The sequence below is a fragment of the Streptomyces kanasensis genome, assembly GCF_043077165.1.
GTDB lineage: Bacteria > Actinomycetota > Actinomycetes > Streptomycetales > Streptomycetaceae > Streptomyces > Streptomyces changanensis.
This window is the reverse complement of sequence record NZ_JBIBSF010000002.1, coordinates 350,780-371,721: the sequence shown is the minus strand read 5'-3', so window position 1 is coordinate 371,721 and position 20,942 is coordinate 350,780. Positions and strand designations below refer to the sequence as shown.

Genomic DNA, 20,942 nt, shown 5'->3' with positions numbered 1-20,942 from the left:
CCCCGGGGTGACGGGGGTCCGACCTGCCGCCCCCGGGGTGACGGGGGTCCGACCTGCCGCCCCCGGGGTGACGGGGACGCGCGGGACGCTGCCGGTCGGGTCACGCGCGGGGATCGCCGCCGGCGAACCGCACCCGGGGGCGGGTCGACCGACCGTCGCGGGCGCGGACGGCGCGGGCGGGGGCACGGCGGGCGCGGGCGGGGCGCGGGCGCCGGTGGCGGGCATCGGGGCGGGGCCACGATCAGAACAAGATCCAGTCAATACCGGTGTGTGCACGGCCCCCTGCGGCCATACTGCTGGCCGGACCGCACCGTGGGGACGGGGCGGCCGACCGGTGACGAGGGGGGAGGGCACGTGGCAGGCGTACCGCACGTACCGCACGCACGTACCGCGCGCCCGGACCCGCCGGCACCCGAACGCCCGGCGGACGACCCGGACACCTCGGAGGGCGCGTACGCCCCCGAGGCGCCGGAAGCCGCGGAAGCCCTGGCAGCCCCGGAGGTACCGCACGCCGCGAGCGCCATGGAGGTCTCGGGCATCTCGGCGGGCTCGTACGTCCCGGCAGACCCCCACGCCCCCGAAGGCCCGTACGCCCCGGAGAGCCCGGACAGCCCGTACGTCCCGGAGGCCGCGGGAGCCCCGCGCGGCGGACGGTTCGGCGGGCGCACCGCCGGACCGGTGGGCGGCCGGGCGCGGTTGCGGGCCGTCGTGGCCACGCCACCCGGTCGGCTGTGCCTGCTCGGCGCCGTCCTGGCCGCGCTCCTCGTCGCGTTCGGCGCGGTGACGGCCCTGGAGGTGACCGGCCGGTCCTCCGCCGCCGGTGAGGTCGTGGGTCGCAGCCAGCCGCTGAGCGCCGACGCCGCGCACCTCTACCGATCCCTCGCCGACGCCGACACGGTCGCCGCCGGCGGCTTCCTCGCCGGCGCGCAGGAACCCGCCGACCTGCGCGAGCGGTACGACGCGGACGTCGCCACCGCCGCCCGGCTGCTGGTGAAGGCCGCGGCCGACGCCGGTGCCGGCGGCGCCGGCGGCCCGTCCCGGTCGGCGGACGAGATCGCCACGCTCAACGAGCAGCTCCCCGTCTACACGGGCCTCGTCGAGCGGGCCCGCGCCGCGAACCGCCAGGGCCTGCCGCTCGGCGGCGCCTACCTCCGGTACGCCAACGCGCACATGACGACCGATCTGCTCCCCGCGGCGCAGCGCCTGTACGCGGCGGAGACGGCGCGGCTCGCCGAGGACGAGCGCCGGGCGCGCGCCTGGCCGGCGCCCTCCCTCGCCCTGGGCGCGCTGGCGCTGGCCGCGCTCGCCGCGGCGCAGTGGCGCGACTACCGGCGCACCCACCGCGTGCTGAACCCGGGGCTGGTGGCCGCGGCGGCCGCCACCGCGGCGGCGCTGCTGTGGCTGGCGGGCGCCCACACCCTCGCCCGCGCGGGGCTGGACGACGCCCGCGTCCACGGCCTGGATTCGCTCAAGGTGCTGAACGAGGCCCGGATCGGTTCCCTGAAGGCCCGGGCGAACGAGAACCTGACCCTCGTGGCACGTGGGGCGGTACTGACCGACGACGGCAGGAGCGACAAGTACGAGACCGACCACGGCGTGGCCATGGCCGGTCTCGACCGGGCGCTTGCCGGGGCGCGCGGGCTGGCCGACGACGAGGCGGGCCGCGCCGCGGTGGAGGAGGCCGCCCGGTGGAGCACCGAGTGGCGCGAGCGCCACGCCGCCGCGCGGCGCACCAACGACGAGGGCGACTACGACGGCGCGCTGGCACGGGTGGTGGGCGGTGGCCCGTCGACGGGCGCCGCCTTCGACCGGGTCGACGCGGCGCTGCGCACGGCCGTCGACCACGAGCAGAGCGAGTTCACCCGGGCGGCGGCCCGCGGCCGTGACGTCCTGGCGGGGCTCCCGACCGGGGCGGCCGTCCTGGCAGCGGTGGCCGCGGTCGCCGCCGTCGCGGGTGTCAACCGCAGGCTGGCGGAGTACCGGTGACCGGCGCGGGGAGGGACGCGGTGACCGGCCCGGGAGGAGACGCGGTGACCGGCGCGGGGAGGGACGCGGTGACCGGCGGCAGCACGGCCGCCGTGACCGGTGACGGGGCGGGCGCCGTGACCGGTGACGGGGCGGGCGCGGTGACCGGCGGCGGAACGGCCGCCCTGATCGGTGGCGGCGCAGGCGCGGCAGCCGGTGGCCGGCCGCGCGGCACGCGGGTACGGCGGGTACGGCGCCGGGGCACGGTCCTCGCCGTGGGACTGGCGTGCGTGCTGGCGGGCGGGCAGGCCGGCGCCCCGTCGGCGGCGCCGAGCGGCGCGCCGGTCGCGGCGTCGGGGGCGGCGTCGGGCAGGGCGTCGACCGGCGCCCCCGCCGGCACGTCGGCGGTCACGCCCCCGTCACCCGTACCGCCCGTACCACCGGGGCCGCCCGTCAAGTCCGTACCGCCCGTATCACCTGGGCAGCCCGGAACACCCCGGGGCGAGCGGCCCGGCGCCGTCCGGCCCGTACCGGAGGCCCGGTCCGCCGCCGAGCCGCCGCCCGCCCGGTCGGGGACCTGTCGGAACCCGGAGGCGTCCCTGCCCCCGTCCCGCGCCGAGGGGCCGGCGGTCGCCGCGATCAGGGCGCGCGGCAGGCTGGTCGTCGGCGTCGACCAGAACAGCTACCGCTGGGGCTACCGCGACTCGGTCAAGGGCACCTTGGAGGGGTTCGACATCGACCTCGCCCGGGCCGTCGCCGCCGACCTCCTCGGCAGCCCCGACGCGATCGTCTTCCGCACCGTCCCCACCGACCAGCGGATAGCGGCCCTGGTGAGCGGGAAGGTCGACCTGGTGGTCCGGACGATGACGATCAACTGCGCCCGGATCCGGCAGGTCGCCTTCTCCACCGCCTACTTCGAGACCGGCCAGCAGGTCCTCGCGCCGAAGGACTCGCCGATCACCGGGTACGACGCCTCGCTCGCCGGCCGGCGCGTCTGCACGGCCGAGGGCTCCACGGCGTACGACGCGCTGGACCGCGCCCCGCTCGGCGCGGTCTACCGCGACGCGTACGACGGCACGGCACGGGACGCCGACCGCCTCACCGTGCCGAACCAGCTGGACTGCCTGGTCCGGTTGCAGACCGGGGAGGTGGACGCGGTCGTCACGGACAGCGCCCTGGCCGCCGGGCAGGCCGCGCAGGACCCGGCCGTCGAGCTGAAGGGCGAGCCCTTCACGACCGAGTACTACGGGGTCGCGGCCAGGCTCGGCGCCGACGACCTGGTGCGGCGGGTGAACCAGGTGCTCGTCGCGTACCGCGCCGGGCCCTGGACGAAGGCGTACGAGAAGTGGCTGGAGGCGGACCTCCCCGGCATCGCCGGGCCGCCCGCACCCCTGTACCGGACGAACCGTTCCTGAGAGCGAGAGGTGATCGATGGGCGTCACGGGTCCCCCCGGTCCGGTGATGGACCGGGACGAGGCGGACCGTGCGCTGGCCCGCCTCGGCGCGGAGCACAAGGCGGTCGAGGACTCGCTGCTCGCGCTGCAGGACCACGCGGGCCGCAGGCTGCTGGAGGGCGCCGCGCTGACCGGGACGACCCGGGAGCGGTGGGCCGCGGCCGAGCGGACGATCGCGCTGCTGTGGACGTACTTCGACGCGTACACGGACGCGTTGCGCGCGGCCCACGAGGTGCGCTCCCGGCGCCGCACGCCCGGGAGCGGCGAACTGGCCGAGCTGAGCGGCTGGCTGCGCGCGGAGTGCGTCACCGTACCGGTGGCCCCCGACCCCGGGGGCGCGGCGGGGCTCCCGGACTCCGGGGGCGGGGGCGCGGAACCGGAGGGCGCGCCACCGGACGACGCGACACCGCCCGGTGCGGAACCGGACGGCGCCGCACCGGGCGGCGCGGGGGCCGGGGGCGCGTCGGGCGGGCCGGTCGAGCGGTTCACGCTGGACCGGCTGGTGGCACGGATCAACGAGCTGTACGCGCGCTCGCTCGACGTCGTCGTGACGGCCGAGGCGGTCTGGTCGGCGCTGCCCGCCCGTATAGACCTCCTGGCCGCCGAGCTGAACCGCACCCGGTCACTGGCGCGTTCGGTCGGCGTGCGGCCCGGCGAGCACCCGGCGGGCGACGACCTGGAGGCCATCACGGAGGAGCTGACCGCGCTGCGCGCGCAGGTGGTCAGCGACCCGCTGGCGTTCTGGCGGCGGCCGGCGGGCAGTTCGGCGCCCGGCGGCGGGCGGCCCGACACGGACCGGTACGACCGGGCGGCCCGCGCGCTGGAGGACGTGCGCCGGGAGATCGAGGCGGTGCTCCAGGTGCGGCAGGACTCGGAGTCGCGCCTGCTGCGGCTGCGGGACCTGCTGTCGCGGGCCGACCGCACCCTCGCGGAGGCGCGGACCGCGCGCGTCGAGGTCCTCTCGAAGATCGCCGCGACGGAGGTGCCGGTGGTGAGCGGCCCGCCGACCGCGCTGCACGAGCGCCTCGCCATGGCCGCCGAGTACCGGCGGCACGCCCAGTGGCACCGGTTGTCGCCGCTGCTGGAGGCGCTGGAGCGGGAGGCGGAGGAGGAACTGCTGCGGGCCCGCGAGTCCCTGACGGCGGTGACGGCGCCGCTCGCGGTCCGCGCCGAGCTGCGGGGGCGCCTCGACGCGTACCGGGCGCGGGTCGCCCGGCACGGCCTGGCGGACGACGCGTTCCTCGGCGAGCGGTACGACGCCGCCCGCCGGATGCTGTGGAGCGCCCCCTGCGACCTGCGCGCCGCCGAGCGGGCCGTACTGCGCTACCAGCGCGCCGCGAGCGAGCTGCTGTCGACGGGGGGCGGCGCGTGAACCGGTGCCCCCGCGCCGGCTGCGGCGGCGCGTACGAGGACGTGGGCGGCGGGCGGCTGTACTGCGACACGTGCGGCCTGGCCCCGGCCGCCACGGCGGAGGGCCCGCACGGGCCCGTACCGGAGCGGCCCGTACCGCGGGGCCCCGTGCCGGAGCCGCCCCCACCCCACGGGCGCAGCCTGCCCCACGGACCCGTGCCCGAGCCGCCCGTGCCCCACGGACCCGTGCCCGAGCCGTACCCGGGCGGGTCCGGGCCGTACGCCCCCTCCTCCGGTTCCGTCGCCGCGCCGGGGTCGTCCCGCGCCTCGGGCGCGACGGTGCGGTCACTGCCCGCGCGCGGCCCCGGGGCGCCGAGCGGCCGCTCCGCATCGCGCGGGCGGCTCGGCGCGGGCCTGGTGACGGTGCCCGCCGTACCGCGCCCGGACCCGCGCACGGCGGTGATGGAGTGCCCGGAGGTACCGGAGCGGCGGCGGTTCTGCTCCCGCTCCGACTGCGGGGCGCCGGTCGGCCGGGCGCGCGGCGGCCGGGCGGGCCGTACGGAGGGGTTCTGCACGGCGTGCGGCCACCCGTACTCCTTCGTGCCGAAGCTGCGCGCCGGGGACGTGGTGCACGGCCAGTACGAGGTGGCGGGCTGCCTGGCGCACGGCGGTCTCGGCTGGGTGTACCTGGCGGTGGACCGGGCCGTGTCCGACCGGTGGGTGGTGCTCAAGGGACTGCTGGACACCGGGGACGAGGACGCGATGGCGGCCGCGATATCCGAGCGGCGGTTCCTCGCCGAGATCGAGCACGCCAACATCGTCCGCATCTACAACTTCGTGGAGCACCTGGACCAGCGGACGGGCTCCCTCGACGGGTACATCGTCATGGAGTACGTCGGCGGCAAGTCCCTGAAGGAGGTGGCCGACGAGCGGCGCGACCCCTCCACCGGCTCCCGGCTCCGTGCGAGCAGGGGGTACCCCATCCCGGTGGGGCAGGCGTGCGCGTACGGCATCGAGGCGCTGGAGGCGCTGGGCCACCTGCACGACCGCAACCTGCTGTACTGCGACTTCAAGGTCGACAACGCCATCCAGAGCGAGGACCAGCTCAAGCTGATCGACATGGGCGCGGTGCGGCGGATGGACGACCGCGAGTCCGCCGTCTACGGCACGGTCGGCTACCAGGCGCCGGAGGTCGCGGAGTACGGCCCGTCGGTCGCGTCGGACCTGTACACGGTGGCGCGGACGCTGGCGGTGCTGACGTTCGAGTTCCACGGGTACACCAACGTGTTCGCGGACTCGCTGCCCGATCCGCGGCACATCCCGGTCTTCCGGCGGTACGAGTCGTTCCACCGGCTGCTGGTGCGGGCCACGGACCCCGACCCGGCGGGCCGGTTCGGCTCCGCGCAGGAGATGGCGGAGCAGCTGACGGGTGTGCTGCGCGAGGTCGTGGCCCTGGAGACGGGCACGCCGAGGCCCGCCCTGTCGACGCTGTTCGGCCCGGAGCGGCGCGTCGCGGACACGGTGCTGTTCGCGGAGCCGGCGGGCGAGGTGTCACGGCTCGGCCTGCGGCCCACGGGCCACCGCGCGGGCCGCCCGGACCGTGGGGGGCGTCCGGTACGGGCCGGGCGCTCGGGCCGCTCCGGTCGTCCGGGCCGCGTGGGGTGGCCGGGCCGCGTGGGGCGTCCCGCCGGGGATGCGGGCGCGGGGGCCGCCGGGCCCGGTGGGGCCCCCGCCGCCACCGGTGCCACCGGTGCCACCGGTGCCACCAGGACCGGCGCGGCCGTCGAGACCGGTGCAACCGGCGGGACGGTCGAGGCGGTCGAGGCGACCAGAGTCGTCCGGGCCGTCGAGGCGACCGGGGCCGTCGAGGCGGCCGGGGCGGTCGAGGTGGCCGGGGCGGTCGAGGTGGTCGGGGCACCGCCGCTCGCCCCGTTGGACGCGCGGGCCGCCGCCCTCGCGCTGCCCGTACCGCTCCTCGACGCGGACGACCCGAACGCCGCCCTGCTCGCCGGTCTCGCCGCGTCCGCCCCGGCCGAACTGCTGGCCGCGCTGCGGGCGGCCCCGACCGACTCCCCCGAACTGCGGCTGCGCGAGGTGCGGGCCCTGCTGGAGCTGGGGGACGCCCCGGCGGCGGTCCGCGCGCTGGACGAACTGGAGCGGGCCCGCCCGAACGACTGGCGCGTCGTCTGGTGCCGCGGCGTCACCGCGCTCGCCACCGGTGAACACACCGCCGCGGCGCGGGACTTCGACGCCGTGTACGCGGCGTTCCCCGGCGAACCCGCGCCCAAGCTGGCGCTCGCCGTGTGCGCCGAGCTGCTCGGCCGGCCGGACGACGCCGCCGCCCGCCACCACCTGGTGTGGGCGACGGACCCCGGCCACGTCGGCGCGGCGTTCGGCCTGGCCCGCGTGCGGCTCGCCGCGGGTGACCGGGCGGCGGCGGTGCGGACGCTGGAGTCCGTACCGGAGTCGTCCATCCACTACACGGCCGCGCGCGTCGCCGCCGTGCGCGCCCGGCTGCGCCGGCGCGACCCGCGGGCGCCACTGCGGGACGACCTGTACGCGGCCGCGCGCCAGATCACCGCGCTCGACGCCCTCGGGCTCGACGCGGTGCGCCGCGAGCGGCTGTCGGCCGAGGTCCTGGGCCTCGCCCTGGATTGGTGGCTGTCGGGGCGGGCAGGCGGCCTGTCGCCGGACCACCCGCTGCTCGGCAGCGAACTGCACGAGCGCGGGCTGCGGTTCGGCCTGGAACGCTCGTACCGGGTGCTCGCCCGGCTCGCCCAGCGCGGCGAGGAGAGGATCGAACTGGTGGAACGGGCCAACCGCTTCCGCCCCCGGACGTGGGTGTGAACGATGTCGCAGACGCATCAACTGTCGGCCTGCCCGGGCTGCTCCGAGCCGCTGGAACCGGGAGACCGGTTCTGCGGCGCGTGCGGGTACGACCTGTCGGTCGTACCGGAGCCGCCGCAGGACCATCCGGCCATGGCCCCGGGCGCCCCAACGGCCCCACCGGCCCCGGCCCCGGCTCCCGCCCCCGGCGCCCCGCCGGCGCCACCGGCCGCGCCACCGGTGCCGGCTCCCGAGGCGGCGCCCCCTCCGCCCCCACCGGCCCCCGCCCCGGCCGCGGCGCCGCCCGCCGCGCAGGGACGTGAGCCGGCGCTGCCGGAGCCGCCACGGGCCCCGGCGCCCCCGCAGCCCACGTCGGCGCCCACCGCGCCGCCCGCCCCGGAGCCTGCGGTGCGGCACGACGGGCCGGCCGGCGGACCGGACGGCGTACCCGCCGCCACCCCCGCCGCCGCCCCCGCCGGCGTGTCCTCCGGCGCGTCCTCCGGCACGCCGGGCGGCGGCCCCGGGTCCGGCGGTGGGGACTTCGAACTCGCCGCGCCCGACCCGCACGCCGCCGGCGGCGCCCCCTGCGTCGCCTGCCGGACGGGCCGGGTCTCCGCCGAGGGGTACTGCGAGAACTGCGGCCACAAGCAGCCGCACGCGCGCGACCACGTCGAGCGGGAGCTCGGCGCCGTCGCCGCCGTCAGCGACCGGGGACTGCGCCACCACCGCAACGAGGACGCGTTCGCCGTCACCACGGCCGTGCTCCCGGACGGTTCGCCGGCCGTCGTCGCCATCGTCTGCGACGGCGTGTCCTCCGCGTCCCGCCCCGACGACGCGTCGGCGGCCGCCGCGGCCACCGCGGAGGTCTCCCTGCGCGGCTCGCTCGCGCGCGGCACGCCGCCGCAGCAGGCCATGCACGAGGCGATCGTCGCCGCGGCCGAGGCGGTCGAGGCCCTCGCCGACGAGCCGTCCGGCGACGGTCGGGGCGGCCGCGAGCGCGACGGGCACCGCCATCGCAACGCCCCCGCCTGCACCCTCGTCGGCGCCGTCGCCGCGGGCGACCTGCTCGTCGTCGGCTGGGTCGGTGACAGCCGCGTCTACTGGGTGCCCGACGACCGGTCGGCCCCGGCGGCCCGGCTCACCGAGGACGACTCGTGGGCCGCGCAGATGGTCGCGGCGGGCCTGATGAACGAGGAGGAGGCGTACGCGGACGAACGCGCCCACGCCATCACCGGCTGGCTCGGCGCCGACGCGTACGAAGTGGAGCCGCACACCGCCGTGTTCCGCCCGGAGCAGCCGGGCGTGGTCGTGGTGTGCACGGACGGGTTGTGGAACTACGCCGAGGGCGCGCAGGATTTGGCGCGGGTCGTGCCCGGCGACGCCGCCGGCCGCCCCCTGCACTGCGCCCGCGTCCTGGTCGGCCACGCCCTCGACGGCGGGGGCCACGACAACGTAACGGTGGCGGTGGTGCCGTTCGCCGTGGAGCGGCAGGGGGCAGGATCGGCCTGACCGGGCGTGCGCGCCCGCCCGTCGTGCGGAGCGCCGAGGGAGCACAGGAGCCGACCAGATGGCGAACTTCTCGAAGTCCAGCGTGCCGCGGTTCTCGGTGGACGTGTACCAGAACGAGTACCTGCCGGAGGGCGGGCGCGAGGTGCACGCCGTCGTGACGGTCACCGCCACCGGCGGTGGCACGACGGGCGGGGCGCCCGGTGGTGGGGCGCCCGGTGGTGGCGCACGCGGCGGCGCGGCGGGCGGCGGGGCGGTGGGGCCGCGGGCGGCGGTGGTGCTGATGGTCGACTGCTCCGGCTCGATGGAGTACCCGCCGGCGAAGATGCGCCACGCGCGCGCGGCGACGGCGGCCGCGGTCGACACCCTGCGCGACGGGGTGTCCTTCGCGGTCGTCGCGGGCACGCACGCCGCCCACGAGGTGTACCCGGGCGGCGGGCGGCTCGCCACCGCCGACGCCCGGACGCGCGCCGAGGCGAAGGAGGCGCTGCGGCGGTTGGCCGCGGGCGGCGGCACGGCGATCGGCACCTGGCTGCGGCTCGCCGACCGGCTGCTGGCCGGCTCCGGTGCCGGGATCCGGCACGGCGTGCTGCTCACCGACGGCCGCAACGAGCACGAGTCCCCCGCGGACCTGCGGGCGGCGCTCGACGCCTGCGCCGGCCGGTTCACCTGTGACGCGCGCGGGGTGGGCACCGACTGGGAGGTGCGGGAGGTCACCGGTGTCGCGTCGGCGCTGCTCGGCACGGCGGACATCGTCGCCGATCCGGCGGGCCTCGCCGCCGACTTCACGCGCATCATGGAGCACGCCATGGGCAAGGAGGTCGCGGACGTCGCCTTGCGGCTGTGGACCCCGGTGGACGCGGAGGTCGTCTTCGTCAAGCAGGTGGCGCCCACGGTGGAGGACCTCACCGACCGCCGCACGGAGGCGGGGCCGCGGCTCGGCGACTACCCGACGGGATCGTGGGGGGACGAGTCGCGCGACTACCACCTGTGCGTCCGGGTGCCCGCCGCCGGCCTCGGCCGGGAGATGCTCGCGGCACGCGTGTCCGCGGTCGTGCCCGACCCCGCCGGCGGGCCGGCCGCGACACCGGCGCAGGGACTGGTCCGGGCGGTGTGGACGGACGACCCGGCGGTGCTGACCCCCCTCGACCCGCAGGTCGCGCACTACACCGGGCAGGCCGAGCTGGCCCGCGCCATCCGGCAGGGACTGGACGCCCGCAAGTGCGGTGACCTGCGCGGGGCGACGGCCCGCCTGGGCCGGGCGGTGCAGCTCGCGGCGGCCTCGGGGAACACGGATACGGCGAAACTGCTTGCGAAGGTGGTGGACGTCGTCGACGCGGCGACGGGTACTGTGCGACTGAAGGCGAAGGTCGCGGACGCGGACGAGATGACGCTCGAGACGCGCTCCACCAAGACGGTTCGCGTGAAGAAACCGTGACGACGGTCGCAGCGGCGGCCGGCGAGGAGAGAGGGGGAAGGGCCCACATGCCGACCTGCCCGAACGGACACCAGTCGGGCGCCGACGACTGGTGCGAGGTCTGCGGCCACCGCATGGCCGGGCCGGGCGCGCCCACGGGTGCCGTGCCGCCCCCTCCCCCGCCCCCGCCGCCGGCCCCCGGGTACGGCTACCCCGGCCCCGCGGGCGGTGACCCCAACGCCACGCAGCAGGCGGAGCTGTGCCCGCAGTGCCGCACCCCGCGCGAGGCGATGGCGCCGTTCTGCGAGGAGTGCCGGTGGAACTTCGTCACGAACACGGCGACGTCGTACACGCCCGTCTCCCCTCCCCCGCCGGCTCGCTCCGGCGGCGGCCTCAACCTTCCCCCCGGCTTCACCTCCGCGCCGCGCCCGCCGGACCCGTACGAGTACCAGGGCTCCCGCCCCTCGCAGGTGAACCTCCCGGCGGAGCCGCTTCCGCCGGAGCCCAACCAGGGCCCTCCGCCCCCGCCGCCGGCTCCCGGCGGCCCGTCGTACGGCGCCGGCGCCCCCGGTACGGGACCGGCCCCCGCACCGCCCCACCAGCCCTTCGGCCCGGGCCCGACCGGCCCCGGCACCCCTGACGGCCCCGGCCCCGACGGCCGAGGCCCCGGCTTCCCCGGCGGCCCCGGCGGCTTCGACGGGCGTGGCCCGGGCGGTCCCGGTCCCAGCGGACCCCCCAGCATCCCCGGCGGGCACGGCGGCCCTGACGGCCCCGGCGGCTTCGACGGGCGTGGCCCGGGCGGTCCCGGTGGCCCCCGTCCCAGCGGACCCCCCAGCATCCCCGGCGGCCCCGGCGGGCACGGCGGGCACGGCGGCCCTGACGGCCGTGGTGCGGACAGCCCCGGCCCGGGCGACCCCGGCCGCAGTGAACCCGGCCCCGGTGGGCACGGCGGACCGGCGGCGCGGCCCGGTGGTCCCGTCTTCCCGCCGCCCGGCCCCATGCCCGGCTCCGGCGGGGCTCCTGGTCACGAGGGGCGGCCCTCACCCGGCGCCGGCCCCGGTCCCGGCCAGGGCTCCGGCGGTCACGGCGGCTCCCCGTTCGCCCCGCCGCCGGCGCCCGGGACGGGCCCGGCCACCGGGCAAGGTCCGGCCCACGGCGGTGGCACCGGTCCCGACGGACCGTCCTTCGGCGGCCCTCCGCCCACTCCGGGCAGCGGCCCGGCGTTCGGCCCCGGCCCGGGTGCCCACGGCCCCGGCCCGGGCGGCGGCGCGACGTTCGGCCAGGGCCCCGGCCCGGGCGGCGGCCCGGCCTTCGGCCACGGTCCCGGCCCCGGTGGCGACGGCCACGGCGGGCACGGGCCGGCCGGCGCGCAGGCGGCTCCCGGGCGGACCGGGGCGGCGTCCGCGCCGCCGCAGGCGTTCCGGCAGCCGGGACCGCCCGGGGACGACGACTGGGTGCTGCCCCCGCCGTCCACCACTCCGCCCCCGCAGGACCCGCTCCCGCACGCGCGGCCCTCCCACGCCCAGCCACCGCAGGCACAGCAGCCCCCGCAGGGTCCGCCCCCGCAGGCACAACACTCCCCCCAGGGGCAGCAGCCGCCGCAGGGGCAGCAGCCGGCGCACGGTACGGCCGGGACCGGCTGGACCGTGGTGGTCAGGCCCGACCGCGACTACTTCATGGCGATGATGCGGCGCAGCGGCCCCGAGGCGGCGAGCCTCAACCTGCCCGCGTACGCGCCGGAGCGGCGGGTGTCGCTCACCGGCGACCAGCTGTCCGTCGGCCGCCGCCGCCAGTCGACGGGCGAGGCACCGGACATCGACCTGTCGGTACCGCCGGAGGACCCGGGCGTCTCGCACCAGCACGCGCTGTTCGTCCGGCAGCAGGACGGATCGTGGGCGGTGATGGACCAGAACTCCACCAACGGCACCACGCTGAACGGCGCCGACGACCCGATCCAGCCCTACGTGCCCGTCCCGCTCGCCGACGGCGACCGGGTCCACGTGGGAGCCTGGACGACGCTCACCGTGGTGCGCGGCTAGCAGCCGGAGCGCACGCGACCGCCGCCGGTCGACGTCGGCTCGACGGAGCCGCGTCGGCCGGCGGCCGTCAGCGGCCGGGCCCGCCGAGGGACCAGCTGTACGGGCCGTCGGGGGTGTCCAGCCAGGCCCACTGCCGGGCGCCGCTGATCGTCACCCCGAACCGCTCGCGCCCGGGCCGCCCCTCGCGCTGCCACAGGGCGTACGCCTCGTACGGGTCGAGGCTGCCGGCGGCGAGGGTCAGCAGGAAGCGGAACAGCTCGTCGTCGAGCGCCCGCCGGGGCAGCCCGCCGGTGCGGGGTTCGGGCGCGGCCGGTGTGGTGCCGCGCAGCGGTACGAAGTACGCCGGTGTCGGCAGGAAGCGGCCCTCCGCGCGCCCGCTGTCCTCGACGCGCAGGCGGACGATGCCGGTGGACAGCGGCGCGACGACCCGTGCGCCCGGCCGGCACTGGGCGGTCCACGCGACCGGTACGGACGGCAGGGCACAGGTGGCGACGACGACGTCGAAGGGGGCCCGCTCGGGGCAGCCGCGGGCGCCGTCGCCGGTGACGACCGCCGGGCGGTAGCCGGCCTGCCGGAGGTGGGCGTCGGCCGCGGCGGTGATGTCGCCGTCGAGGTCGACGGTGGTCACGTGCGCGTCGCCCAGGCGGTGGCACAGGAGTGCCGCGTTGTACCCGGTGCCCGCGCCGATCTCCAGGGCCGTGTCGCCGTCGCGGACGTCCAGGGCGTGCAGCATGTCGGCCATGAGGGACGGCTGGCTGGCGGACGAGACGACGTCGCCGTCGTGCAGCCGGGTGCCGAGCGGGCGGTCCTCGTACGCGCCGGAGAGCCAGCGCAGCCGGGCCTCCGGGTCCGGGTCGTCGTGGCGCAGCCACTCGTGGCCGCCGATCACGCCGACGTGGTACTCGGGGACGAACAGGTGGCGCGGTACCTCCGCGAACGCCGCCCGCCAGGCCGGGTCCGGCAGCGCGCCGGCGTCGTCGAGCGCCGCGACGAGCCGGCGCCGCGCCACCCCGGCCGCGTCGGCGAACGCATCCTGCCACCGCACCCCACCTGTACCCATACATCCACTATGTCCGCTCGGACCCACCGACGGAACGATCTGGGGCTCGTCTCGAAGTCCGGCTCATGCGGTGGGGCCCTGTGGCAAGATCGCGGGATGCTACGACTAACCGACTTCATCATCGACTGCCCGGACACGATGAAGCTGGCAGCCTTCTACTCCGCGGTGACGGGGCTCCCGGTCAAGCAGGACAGCAACGAGAACTGGGCCGGTATCCGGTTCGGTGAGATCGAACTGGCCTTCATCCGGGTGGAGGACTACCGCGCCCCGCAGTGGCCTGACAGCGAGCACCCCAAGCAGTTCCACCTCGACTTCGAAGTCGACGACATCGAGGCCGAAGAGCGCCGCGTCCTGGCCCTCGGCGCGACCCCGCAGCGGGACTGCGTCGACCCCGACGGCTACGGCTTCCGGGTCTACACCGACCCCATCGGCCACCCCTTCTGCCTCTGCCGCAACAAGGGTGTCATCTGGACCGATCAGGGCCTCAGCTGGCCCCAGCGCGACCAGTAGGCCGTGTCTCGCAGCAGGTGGAGCCGTGCGTCGACGGCGGTGACGTGGACGGCGGCCGGGTAGCGGAGGGCGAGCTCGTCGAACCGGCCGGCCGCCGCCCGGTGGCGTGGGAGGCGGTCGACGCCGCACTCGACGCCATGCCGGCCGCGGCAGTCGGTCGGCTCGGAGGCGGCCGGCCGGTGGCCACGGCTGCCCGCCTTCCGCCGGTGACCGACATGGGCTCCGGTACGCGCCGATGCCCGACGCCCACGGCGCCTACGGCCCGTGGAAGCCAGCTCGATCCGCAGCAGGCCTCGTACGCCGCCGGCCCCGACCACTCACGCCCGTGACCGACGGCGGCTTCGACGGCATCGGCACGGTCGAGGAGCCGGCCGGTGGCCGGTGGCCGGTGACCGGTGACCGGCGGACTGCCTCGCGGGCCGCAAGGGGGGTGTCGACGGTGGCGGTGCCGGCGCCGGGCCGGTCGACGAGCGGCTCTGCCAGATCATCGTCCACCGGTTCGCTTTCCCCGGCGCACGTCATCGATCGGCAGCACCCCGCCCCTCCGCCGCGCCGGCTCACTCCGAGCGCGACCAGCCGCGACCTGGGGCCTGCCTTTCGGATCCTGCCGGGCTCGCGGCGTGATCCCGAAGACGGGCCCTGGGTCCGGGGTCCTCCGTCGGCGTGTCTGAGACGATGGACGGGTGAATGAGATTCCGCGCGGCACTCTCCAGGAGCAGACCTTCTACGAGCAGGTGGGCGGCGAGCAGACCTTCCGGCGCCTCGTCCACCGTTTCTACCAGGGTGTCGCCGAGGACCCGCTGCTGCGGCCGATGTACCCGGAGGAGGACCTCGGGCCGGCCGAGGAGCGGCTCGTGCTCTTCCTGATGCAGTACTGGGGCGGCCCCCGTACCTACAGCGACCACCGCGGGCACCCGCGGCTGCGGATGCGGCACGCGCCGTTCGTGGTGGACAGGGCGGCCCACGACGCGTGGCTGCGGCACATGCGGGCCGCCGTGGACGAGCTGGGGCTGTCCGAGGAGCACGAGCGGCAGCTGTGGAACTACCTCACGTACGCCGCCGCGTCGATGGTGAACGCCCCCGACTGACCGGCGGACCGGCCGTCCCACCGGCCTGCCGCCCGACCGACCCGACCGCCCGATCGGCGTGCCGTGCGACCGGTCCGCCGCCTGCCCGACCGCCCCGCCCTGCCCCGACCCGTGCGCGGCGGGGCGTGCGGGACTGGTCTCAGGGGGTGCGCAGTGGCGTGACGCCCAGCTCGCCGAGGCCCGTCGTGGTGCGCACGGCGACGGAGCCGAAGGGGGTGCGCAGCCGCAGCCAGGGGCCGGCCGTCAGCAGCGTCACCGGCACGTCGTGGGCGACGGCCCCCGCCGGGGGCAGGAAGCCCAGCGACTGGGCGGCGTGCGCGGCGCGCAGCGGCAGCCCGGTCGTGGCGACGGTGCGCGACCATATCTCGCGGCCGATCCGGTCGCGTTCCGCGCGGGTGCGCCGCTCCTGCGGCAGCTCCTCGTCGCGCGTGCGGAACTCGGCGACGGCGGCGGCCACGGCGCCGCGCAGCCCGCCGGCGTCCGGCAGCCCGGCCACCTCGCGCCAGCCGCCGCGCGGCGGCAGCACCCCGCTCCACGGCGGTCCGGTGACCTGCGCCGGCACGATCGCCTTGCCGGCCGCCTCCTCCACGCCGTCGAGGAGTTCCCCGGCGGAGACGGTCACGTCGAGCACCGCCTCGTCGCGCAGGGCCGCCGTGCGGACGGCGAGCACCTCGAAGGACGGCGGCCGTCCGAAGACGGCCAGGGCGCCGCCGTCCGCCTGGAGGCGCACGGCGGCGGCCCGGTCGTACCGGACGAGCCGGGCCAGGAAGGCGGCGACGCCCGCCGCCTGCCCGGCGTCGGCGAAGTGCAGCGGCGCCGTCATGCGGCGGCACCCTCCGAGCGCATCCCGTCGTCCACGTACTCCTGGAGGAACGACCGCTCCTCGGCGGTGATCCGCCGGGGGCGCTGCGCCTCCAGGTCGAAGGGGACGACGACCGTGGAGGCCCGGACGTACACCTGGTCCGGGTCCTTGATCTCGTACGCGATGGTCAGCGACGCGGCGCCGATCTTCGTGACCCACGACTCGACGGTCACCGGCTCGTGCCGGTGGACCAGCGGTCGCAGGTAGTCGATCTCGTGCCGGGCCACGACGGACCCGCCGGAGAACGAGGGGGAGCCGTCCCCCGGCGCGAGCCGGAACATGAAGTCGATCCGCGCCTCCTCCAGGTAACGGAGGAAGACGACGTTGTTGACGTGCCCGAAGGCGTCCATGTCCGACCAGCGCAGGGGACAGCTGTAGAGGTGACGAGCCACGGCCGTTTCCTCAGCCCCGCGTGAGCTTCTTGTACGTGGCACGGTGCGGACGGGCCGCGTCCGGGCCGAGACGCTCGATCTTGTTCTTCTCGTACGACTCGAAGTTGCCCTCGAACCAGAACCACTTCGAGTCGCCCTCGTACGCGAGGATGTGCGTGGCGACCCGGTCGAGGAACCAGCGGTCGTGGGAGACGACCACGGCCGCGCCCGGGAACTCCAGCAGCGCGTTCTCCAGCGAGGAGAGCGTCTCGACGTCGAGGTCGTTGGTCGGCTCGTCGAGGAGCAGCAGGTTGCCGCCCTGCTTGAGGGTGAGCGCCAGGTTGAGGCGGTTGCGCTCACCGCCGGACAGGACACCGGCGGGCTTCTGCTGGTCCGGGCCCTTGAAGCCGAAGGCCGACACGTAGGCGCGGGACGGCATCTCGACCTGGCCGACGTTGATGTAGTCCAGTTCGTCGGAGACGACGGCCCACAGCGTCTTCTTCGGGTCGATGTTCGCGCGGCTCTGGTCGACGTACGAGATCTTGACCGTCTCGCCGACGCGGATGACGCCGGAGTCCGGCTCCTCCAGGCCCTGGATCATCTTGAACAGCGTGGTCTTGCCGGCGCCGTTCGGGCCGATGACGCCGACGATGCCGTTGCGCGGCAGCGAGAAGCTGAGGTCGTCGATGAGGACCTTGTCACCGAAGGCCTTGCTGAGCTTCTCGACCTCGACGACGACGCTGCCCAGACGGGGGCCCGGCGGGATCTGGATCTCCTCGAAGTCCAGCTTCCGCATCTTGTCGGCCTCGGCGGCCATCTCCTCGTACCGGGCGAGGCGCGCCTTCGACTTGGCCTGCCGGCCCTTGGCGTTGGAGCGGACCCACTCCAGCTCTTCCTTGAGCCGCTTCTGGCGCTTGGCGTCCTTCTGGCCCTCGACCTTCAGACGCGCGGCCTTGTTCTCCAGGTACGTGGAGTAGTTGCCCTCGTACGGGTGGGCGCGGCCGCGGTCGAGCTCCAGGATCCACTCGGCGACGTTGTCGAGGAAGTACCGGTCGTGGGTGATGGCGACGACGGTGCCGGCGTACTTGGCGAGGTGCTGCTCCAGCCACTGCACGGACTCGGCGTCCAGGTGGTTGGTGGGCTCGTCGAGCAGCAGCAGGTCGGGGGCCTCCAGCAGCAGCTTGCAGAGCGCGACGCGGCGCTTCTCGCCACCGGAGAGGGTGGTGACGGGCCAGTCGCCGGGCGGGCAGCCGAGCGCGTCCATCGCCTGCTCCAGCTGGGCGTCGAGGTCCCACGCGTTGGCGTGGTCCAGCTCCTCCTGGAGCTTGCCCATCTCCTCCATCAGCGCGTCCGTGTAGTTCGTGGCCATCTCCTCGGCGATGGCGTTGAACCGGTCGAGCTTGCCCTTGATCTCGGCGACGCCGTCCTGGACGTTCTCCAGGACGGTCTTGGACTCGTCGAGCGGGGGCTCCTGGAGGAGGATGCCGACGGTGTAGCCGGGCGACAGGAAGGCGTCACCGTTGGAGGGCTGCTCCAGGCCCGCCATGATCTTGAGCACGGTGGACTTACCGGCGCCGTTCGGGCCGACCACACCGATCTTCGCGCCGGGCAGGAAGCTCAGCGTCACGTCATCGAGGATGACCTTGTCGCCGTGCGCCTTGCGCGTCTTGCGCATCGTGTAGATGTACTCAGCCAAGAGAAACCGTCCGGCAATCAGTAGGGGTCGATTCGCGGCTCCGCCGTGAGGGCAGATACACCCCATCTTGCCGTACCGCCACCCCAAGGCGAAAACGAGTACGCGCCCGCCCCCACCGGAACACACCCCGTCCGTCCACCGCCCCCCACCCGCCTCCACGAACCCACCCACCCGTACGGAGGGCGGCGGGCGGTCCCCGCCGACGGACGCCGGGCGGGCGCCTCCGGCGGTCGCCCGGGCGCGAGAGCCCGGGGACGGGCCGGGCGCGGCATAGGCGCGACCCGGGTCCTGCACAGGGGACAGCTCGGGCCCGGACCGGCGACGAACCCGGAAGGCCCAGGGCACGGCCCGCCGATGACCCGGGCGCGGCCCGGCCCGCCGGCCCGGGGGCGGGATCCGGCGCTCCGAGGTCCGGTGGCGACACGGCCCGGCCCCGGCCCGGGGCGGGATCCCGGCCCCTGGGGCCCGGGGCGACCCGGCGCCCGGGGCGGCGGCCCGGCGGCTTCGGGGCCGGGTGCGCCGCCGGCACCGGCGCCGGGAAAGGGTGCGGCCCCCGGCGCGGAGCGCCGGGGGCCGTGGTGCGGGGTGCCGCCGGGTCAGTGACCGGCCGCCGCGCCCTTCTTCTTGCGGAGGAAGAACACCGCGCCGCCGCCGACCAGGAGGAACGCCGCGGCGATGCCGGCGATCATCGGGGTGGCGTTGGAGGCGCCGGTCTCGGCGAGGTCACCGGTGGTGTCGCCGCCGCCGGTCGTACCGGCCGTGTCGCCGCCGCCGGTCGTACCGGCCGAGGTGCCGCCGGACTGCGGGCTCGGCTGCGAGCCGGGCTCGTCGCCACCGGTGGCCGGGGGCTCGGTGTCGCTGGTGGTCTTGCAGTCCAGGACGCCCTTGAAGGTCTTCTTCTCGCCGCCGGGCAGCTCGATGGTGAAGTCGTACGCCTGGTCCTCGGCGACCGGGACGGTCACCGTCTTGGACTCGCCGGCGCCGACGGTGTGCGTGGTCTTCAGCAGCTCGAAGGTGAAGGGCTCGTCGCCCTCGTTCTTCGCGGTGACGTCGACGCCGCCCTTGGCGCAGTTCTTCTCGGCGGTGAGGGCCGGGATCGCGCCCTGCTTCGCCCAGGTGGCCGTGGCGGTCGCGGCGACCGTCGACTCGCTGGAGCCGGCGAGGATCTGCGTCTGGCTCTTGGAGAGGCTGGCGAACGCGCGGCCCACGGAGACGGAGGTGCCCGTCTGGAGGCCGAACGAGGCGGTGCCGTCGGCGGTGCCGGCCGGGACGTCGACGTACAGCTCGGTGCCGTCGGTCACCTCGGTGACCGGCTTGCCGTCCTTGTCGGTGACCTTGACGCCGGAGGCGTCGGGGGCGGTCACGGACGCGCGCTCGGCGTTGGTGCGGACCGTGAGCGGGCCCAGCTTGCTGCCGGCCTTGCCGGAGACCGCGTTGGGCTCGAGGCTCAGGGACGCCTTCGGCTCCTGGAGCTTCTCGGCCTTCGCCTGCAGCCAGTCGGCGAGCTTCTCGGCGGCCGGGTCGAGGGCCTCGACGTCCACGCCGTCCGAGAAGCGCCAGATGGCGACCTGCGTGCCCGCGGCGGCGGTCTCCTTGGTCAGGGCGCCCGCGCCGGCCTTCTGGGCCAGGCCCGCGAGGTCGTCGACCTGCGGGTAGGAGTTCTTCAGGATCCAGAGGATCTTGCCGGCCTCCTCGTTGTGACCGAGGGAGGTCTGGTCCCAGGAGGTCTCGAGGTACTTGGCCTTCTGCTGGGTCGGGTTGTGGATGTCGATGCAGTACGTCTTGAGCGTGCCGCCGCCGTCGACGGCCATCTCGAAGAGGCCCGCGGGCAGCTCCTTGTTCTTGCCGCCGGCGTGGAGCACGGCGCGGTCGTGGATGGTCAGACCGTTGAGGGTGGCGGAGGCGCCGCCCTGGTGCTGGGGGTTGCCCTCGTCGGCGACGGCCACGGCCGTCCCGGCTATGGAGGCTCCCGCGATCAGACCGGAGGTCAGGACCGCGGTGGCGAGCCGGCGGCCGAGCCGCTCCCGCCCGTTCACAGAAAACGCAGCAAACACAGATTTCCCCTCTGGGCGAGACCCCTCGGTGTGGCCGCGGTGTGAGGCACGGCGCGGGACACGTGGGAGGTGAGACTCGCCTGATGACTCAAGTGCCCCGTGAGTACCGGAATCCTAGAGAGGTGGCATCCGCGAGTCCCCCCTGAGGTCCCCCCTCAACCATTCCGACTCTGAATCGTTATCGGAAACCACTCGCCCGAGGGGTGTTTTTCAGCCGCCGTTCCCCTAAGTGCCCTTACCCTACGCCCCGTTCGGGACGGTATGGGCGGGCTCCTGAGGCCACCTCAACTCCGCACCAGCCGTGGATCCTCCGCCGAGGCCGGTTCACTCCGTCCCGCCATGGCCTGTTCAGGTCCCCGTTTCCCGCCGCGGCGGAACGCGGCCGTCCCCCGCGCGAGGTCGTGACCCACCGCGACGGCGTCGATGTCCACGAACGTCCTGCGCTGCCCCTGCCCCTGCCCGTCGCCCGTGGTCTCCTCCCGCACCCGCAACCGGCCGTGCACCACGAGGGGCTCACCGACCGTCACCGACGCGGCGAGGTTCGCGCCGAGCTGCCGCCAGGCGCTCACCGTGTAGAAGCTGGTGGGGCCGTCCGTCCACACGGACCGCTCCCGGTCCCACCGGCGGGTCGTGGCGGCGAAGCGGAACCTCGCCACCCCGCCGCCCGCGGTCTCCCGGTACTCGACGTTCGTCGCGACGTTCCCCACGACCGTCACCAGGGTGTCGTGCATGACGCCTCCCTCC

The 20,942-nt window shown here is 76.3% G+C and carries 16 protein-coding genes; 9 read left to right on the top strand and 7 right to left on the bottom strand.

The features are described from left to right. The first annotated feature begins 522 nt into the window (after window positions 1-522). From ACF053_RS06930 to ACF053_RS06905, 6 genes are all read left to right on the top strand, one after another. A complete protein-coding gene (locus ACF053_RS06930; RefSeq protein ID WP_391953198.1) occupies window positions 523-1,986 on the top strand; it encodes a hypothetical protein in 1,464 nt (487 codons plus the stop codon). Window positions 1,987-2,258: 272 nt separating this feature from the next. Further along, the gene (locus tag ACF053_RS06925) at window positions 2,259-3,380 is read left to right on the top strand and encodes a glutamate ABC transporter substrate-binding protein (protein WP_391953197.1); all 1,122 of its coding nucleotides are present in this window, start codon (window positions 2,259-2,261) and stop codon (window positions 3,378-3,380) included. Between the two features lie 16 nt (window positions 3,381-3,396). Then, window positions 3,397-4,791, top strand: coding sequence for a hypothetical protein (locus ACF053_RS06920; protein ID WP_391952899.1), 1,395 nt, complete (start codon window positions 3,397-3,399; stop codon window positions 4,789-4,791). Continuing rightward, on the top strand, window positions 4,788-7,616 hold the full coding sequence (locus ACF053_RS06915; RefSeq protein ID WP_391952898.1) for a serine/threonine-protein kinase: 2,829 nt from the start codon (window positions 4,788-4,790) through the stop codon (window positions 7,614-7,616). Before ACF053_RS06920 ends, ACF053_RS06915 begins: the two co-directional genes overlap by 4 nt. 3 nt (window positions 7,617-7,619) lie before the next feature. Then, on the top strand, window positions 7,620-9,104 hold the full coding sequence (locus ACF053_RS06910) for a PP2C family serine/threonine-protein phosphatase (RefSeq protein ID WP_391952897.1): 1,485 nt from the start codon (window positions 7,620-7,622) through the stop codon (window positions 9,102-9,104). Window positions 9,105-9,162: 58 nt separating this feature from the next. Continuing rightward, window positions 9,163-10,539: a vWA domain-containing protein gene (locus ACF053_RS06905; RefSeq protein WP_391952896.1), complete on the top strand. Its 1,377-nt coding sequence runs from the start codon at window positions 9,163-9,165 to the stop codon at window positions 10,537-10,539. Between the two features lie 187 nt (window positions 10,540-10,726). On the opposite strand, the gene ACF053_RS06900 is transcribed toward ACF053_RS06905, so the two are convergent. Then, the gene (locus ACF053_RS06900) at window positions 10,727-10,870 is read right to left on the bottom strand and encodes a hypothetical protein (RefSeq protein WP_391952895.1); all 144 of its coding nucleotides are present in this window, start codon (window positions 10,868-10,870) and stop codon (window positions 10,727-10,729) included. Between ACF053_RS06900 and ACF053_RS30225 the strand changes: the two genes are divergently transcribed. Then, a complete protein-coding gene (locus ACF053_RS30225) occupies window positions 10,809-12,557 on the top strand; it encodes an FHA domain-containing protein (protein ID WP_449336531.1) in 1,749 nt (582 codons plus the stop codon). The two genes, ACF053_RS06900 and ACF053_RS30225, sit on opposite strands and share 62 nt — an antisense overlap. Window positions 12,558-12,624: 67 nt before the next feature. Here ACF053_RS30225 and ACF053_RS06890 read toward each other — a convergent pair whose 3' ends face one another. Then, window positions 12,625-13,617 carry a methyltransferase domain-containing protein gene (locus ACF053_RS06890; protein WP_391952893.1) on the bottom strand — a complete coding sequence of 331 codons (993 nt, stop codon included), beginning with the start codon at window positions 13,615-13,617 and terminating at the stop codon, window positions 12,625-12,627. A gap of 96 nt (window positions 13,618-13,713) precedes the next feature. Here ACF053_RS06890 and ACF053_RS06885 point away from each other — a divergent pair, with 96 nt between their 5' ends. Next, entirely contained in the window at window positions 13,714-14,127 is a 414-nt protein-coding gene (locus ACF053_RS06885; protein WP_391952892.1) for a VOC family protein, read from the top strand. 683 nt (window positions 14,128-14,810) lie between these two features. Continuing rightward, window positions 14,811-15,215, top strand: coding sequence for a globin (locus ACF053_RS06880; protein WP_058944656.1), 405 nt, complete (start codon window positions 14,811-14,813; stop codon window positions 15,213-15,215). 139 nt (window positions 15,216-15,354) lie between these two features. Here ACF053_RS06880 and ACF053_RS06875 read toward each other — a convergent pair whose 3' ends face one another. The 5 genes from ACF053_RS06875 to ACF053_RS06855 form a co-directional block, all read right to left on the bottom strand. Further along, entirely contained in the window at window positions 15,355-16,038 is a 684-nt protein-coding gene (locus tag ACF053_RS06875; RefSeq protein WP_391952891.1) for a hypothetical protein, read from the bottom strand. After that, window positions 16,035-16,469: an acyl-CoA thioesterase gene (locus tag ACF053_RS06870; protein ID WP_058944658.1), complete on the bottom strand. Its 435-nt coding sequence runs from the start codon at window positions 16,467-16,469 to the stop codon at window positions 16,035-16,037. Before ACF053_RS06870 ends, ACF053_RS06875 begins: the two co-directional genes overlap by 4 nt. Before the next feature lie 10 nt (window positions 16,470-16,479). After that, a complete protein-coding gene (gene ettA, locus ACF053_RS06865) occupies window positions 16,480-18,144 on the bottom strand; it encodes an energy-dependent translational throttle protein EttA (protein WP_391952890.1) in 1,665 nt (554 codons plus the stop codon). A 596-nt stretch (window positions 18,145-18,740) separates the two neighbouring features. Beyond that, window positions 18,741-20,180 carry a Cys-Gln thioester bond-forming surface protein gene (locus ACF053_RS06860; protein WP_391952889.1) on the bottom strand — a complete coding sequence of 480 codons (1,440 nt, stop codon included), beginning with the start codon at window positions 20,178-20,180 and terminating at the stop codon, window positions 18,741-18,743. Between the two features lie 302 nt (window positions 20,181-20,482). Further along, window positions 20,483-20,929: a single-stranded DNA-binding protein gene (locus tag ACF053_RS06855; protein ID WP_391952888.1), complete on the bottom strand. Its 447-nt coding sequence runs from the start codon at window positions 20,927-20,929 to the stop codon at window positions 20,483-20,485. Window positions 20,930-20,942: the final 13 nt, after the last annotated feature.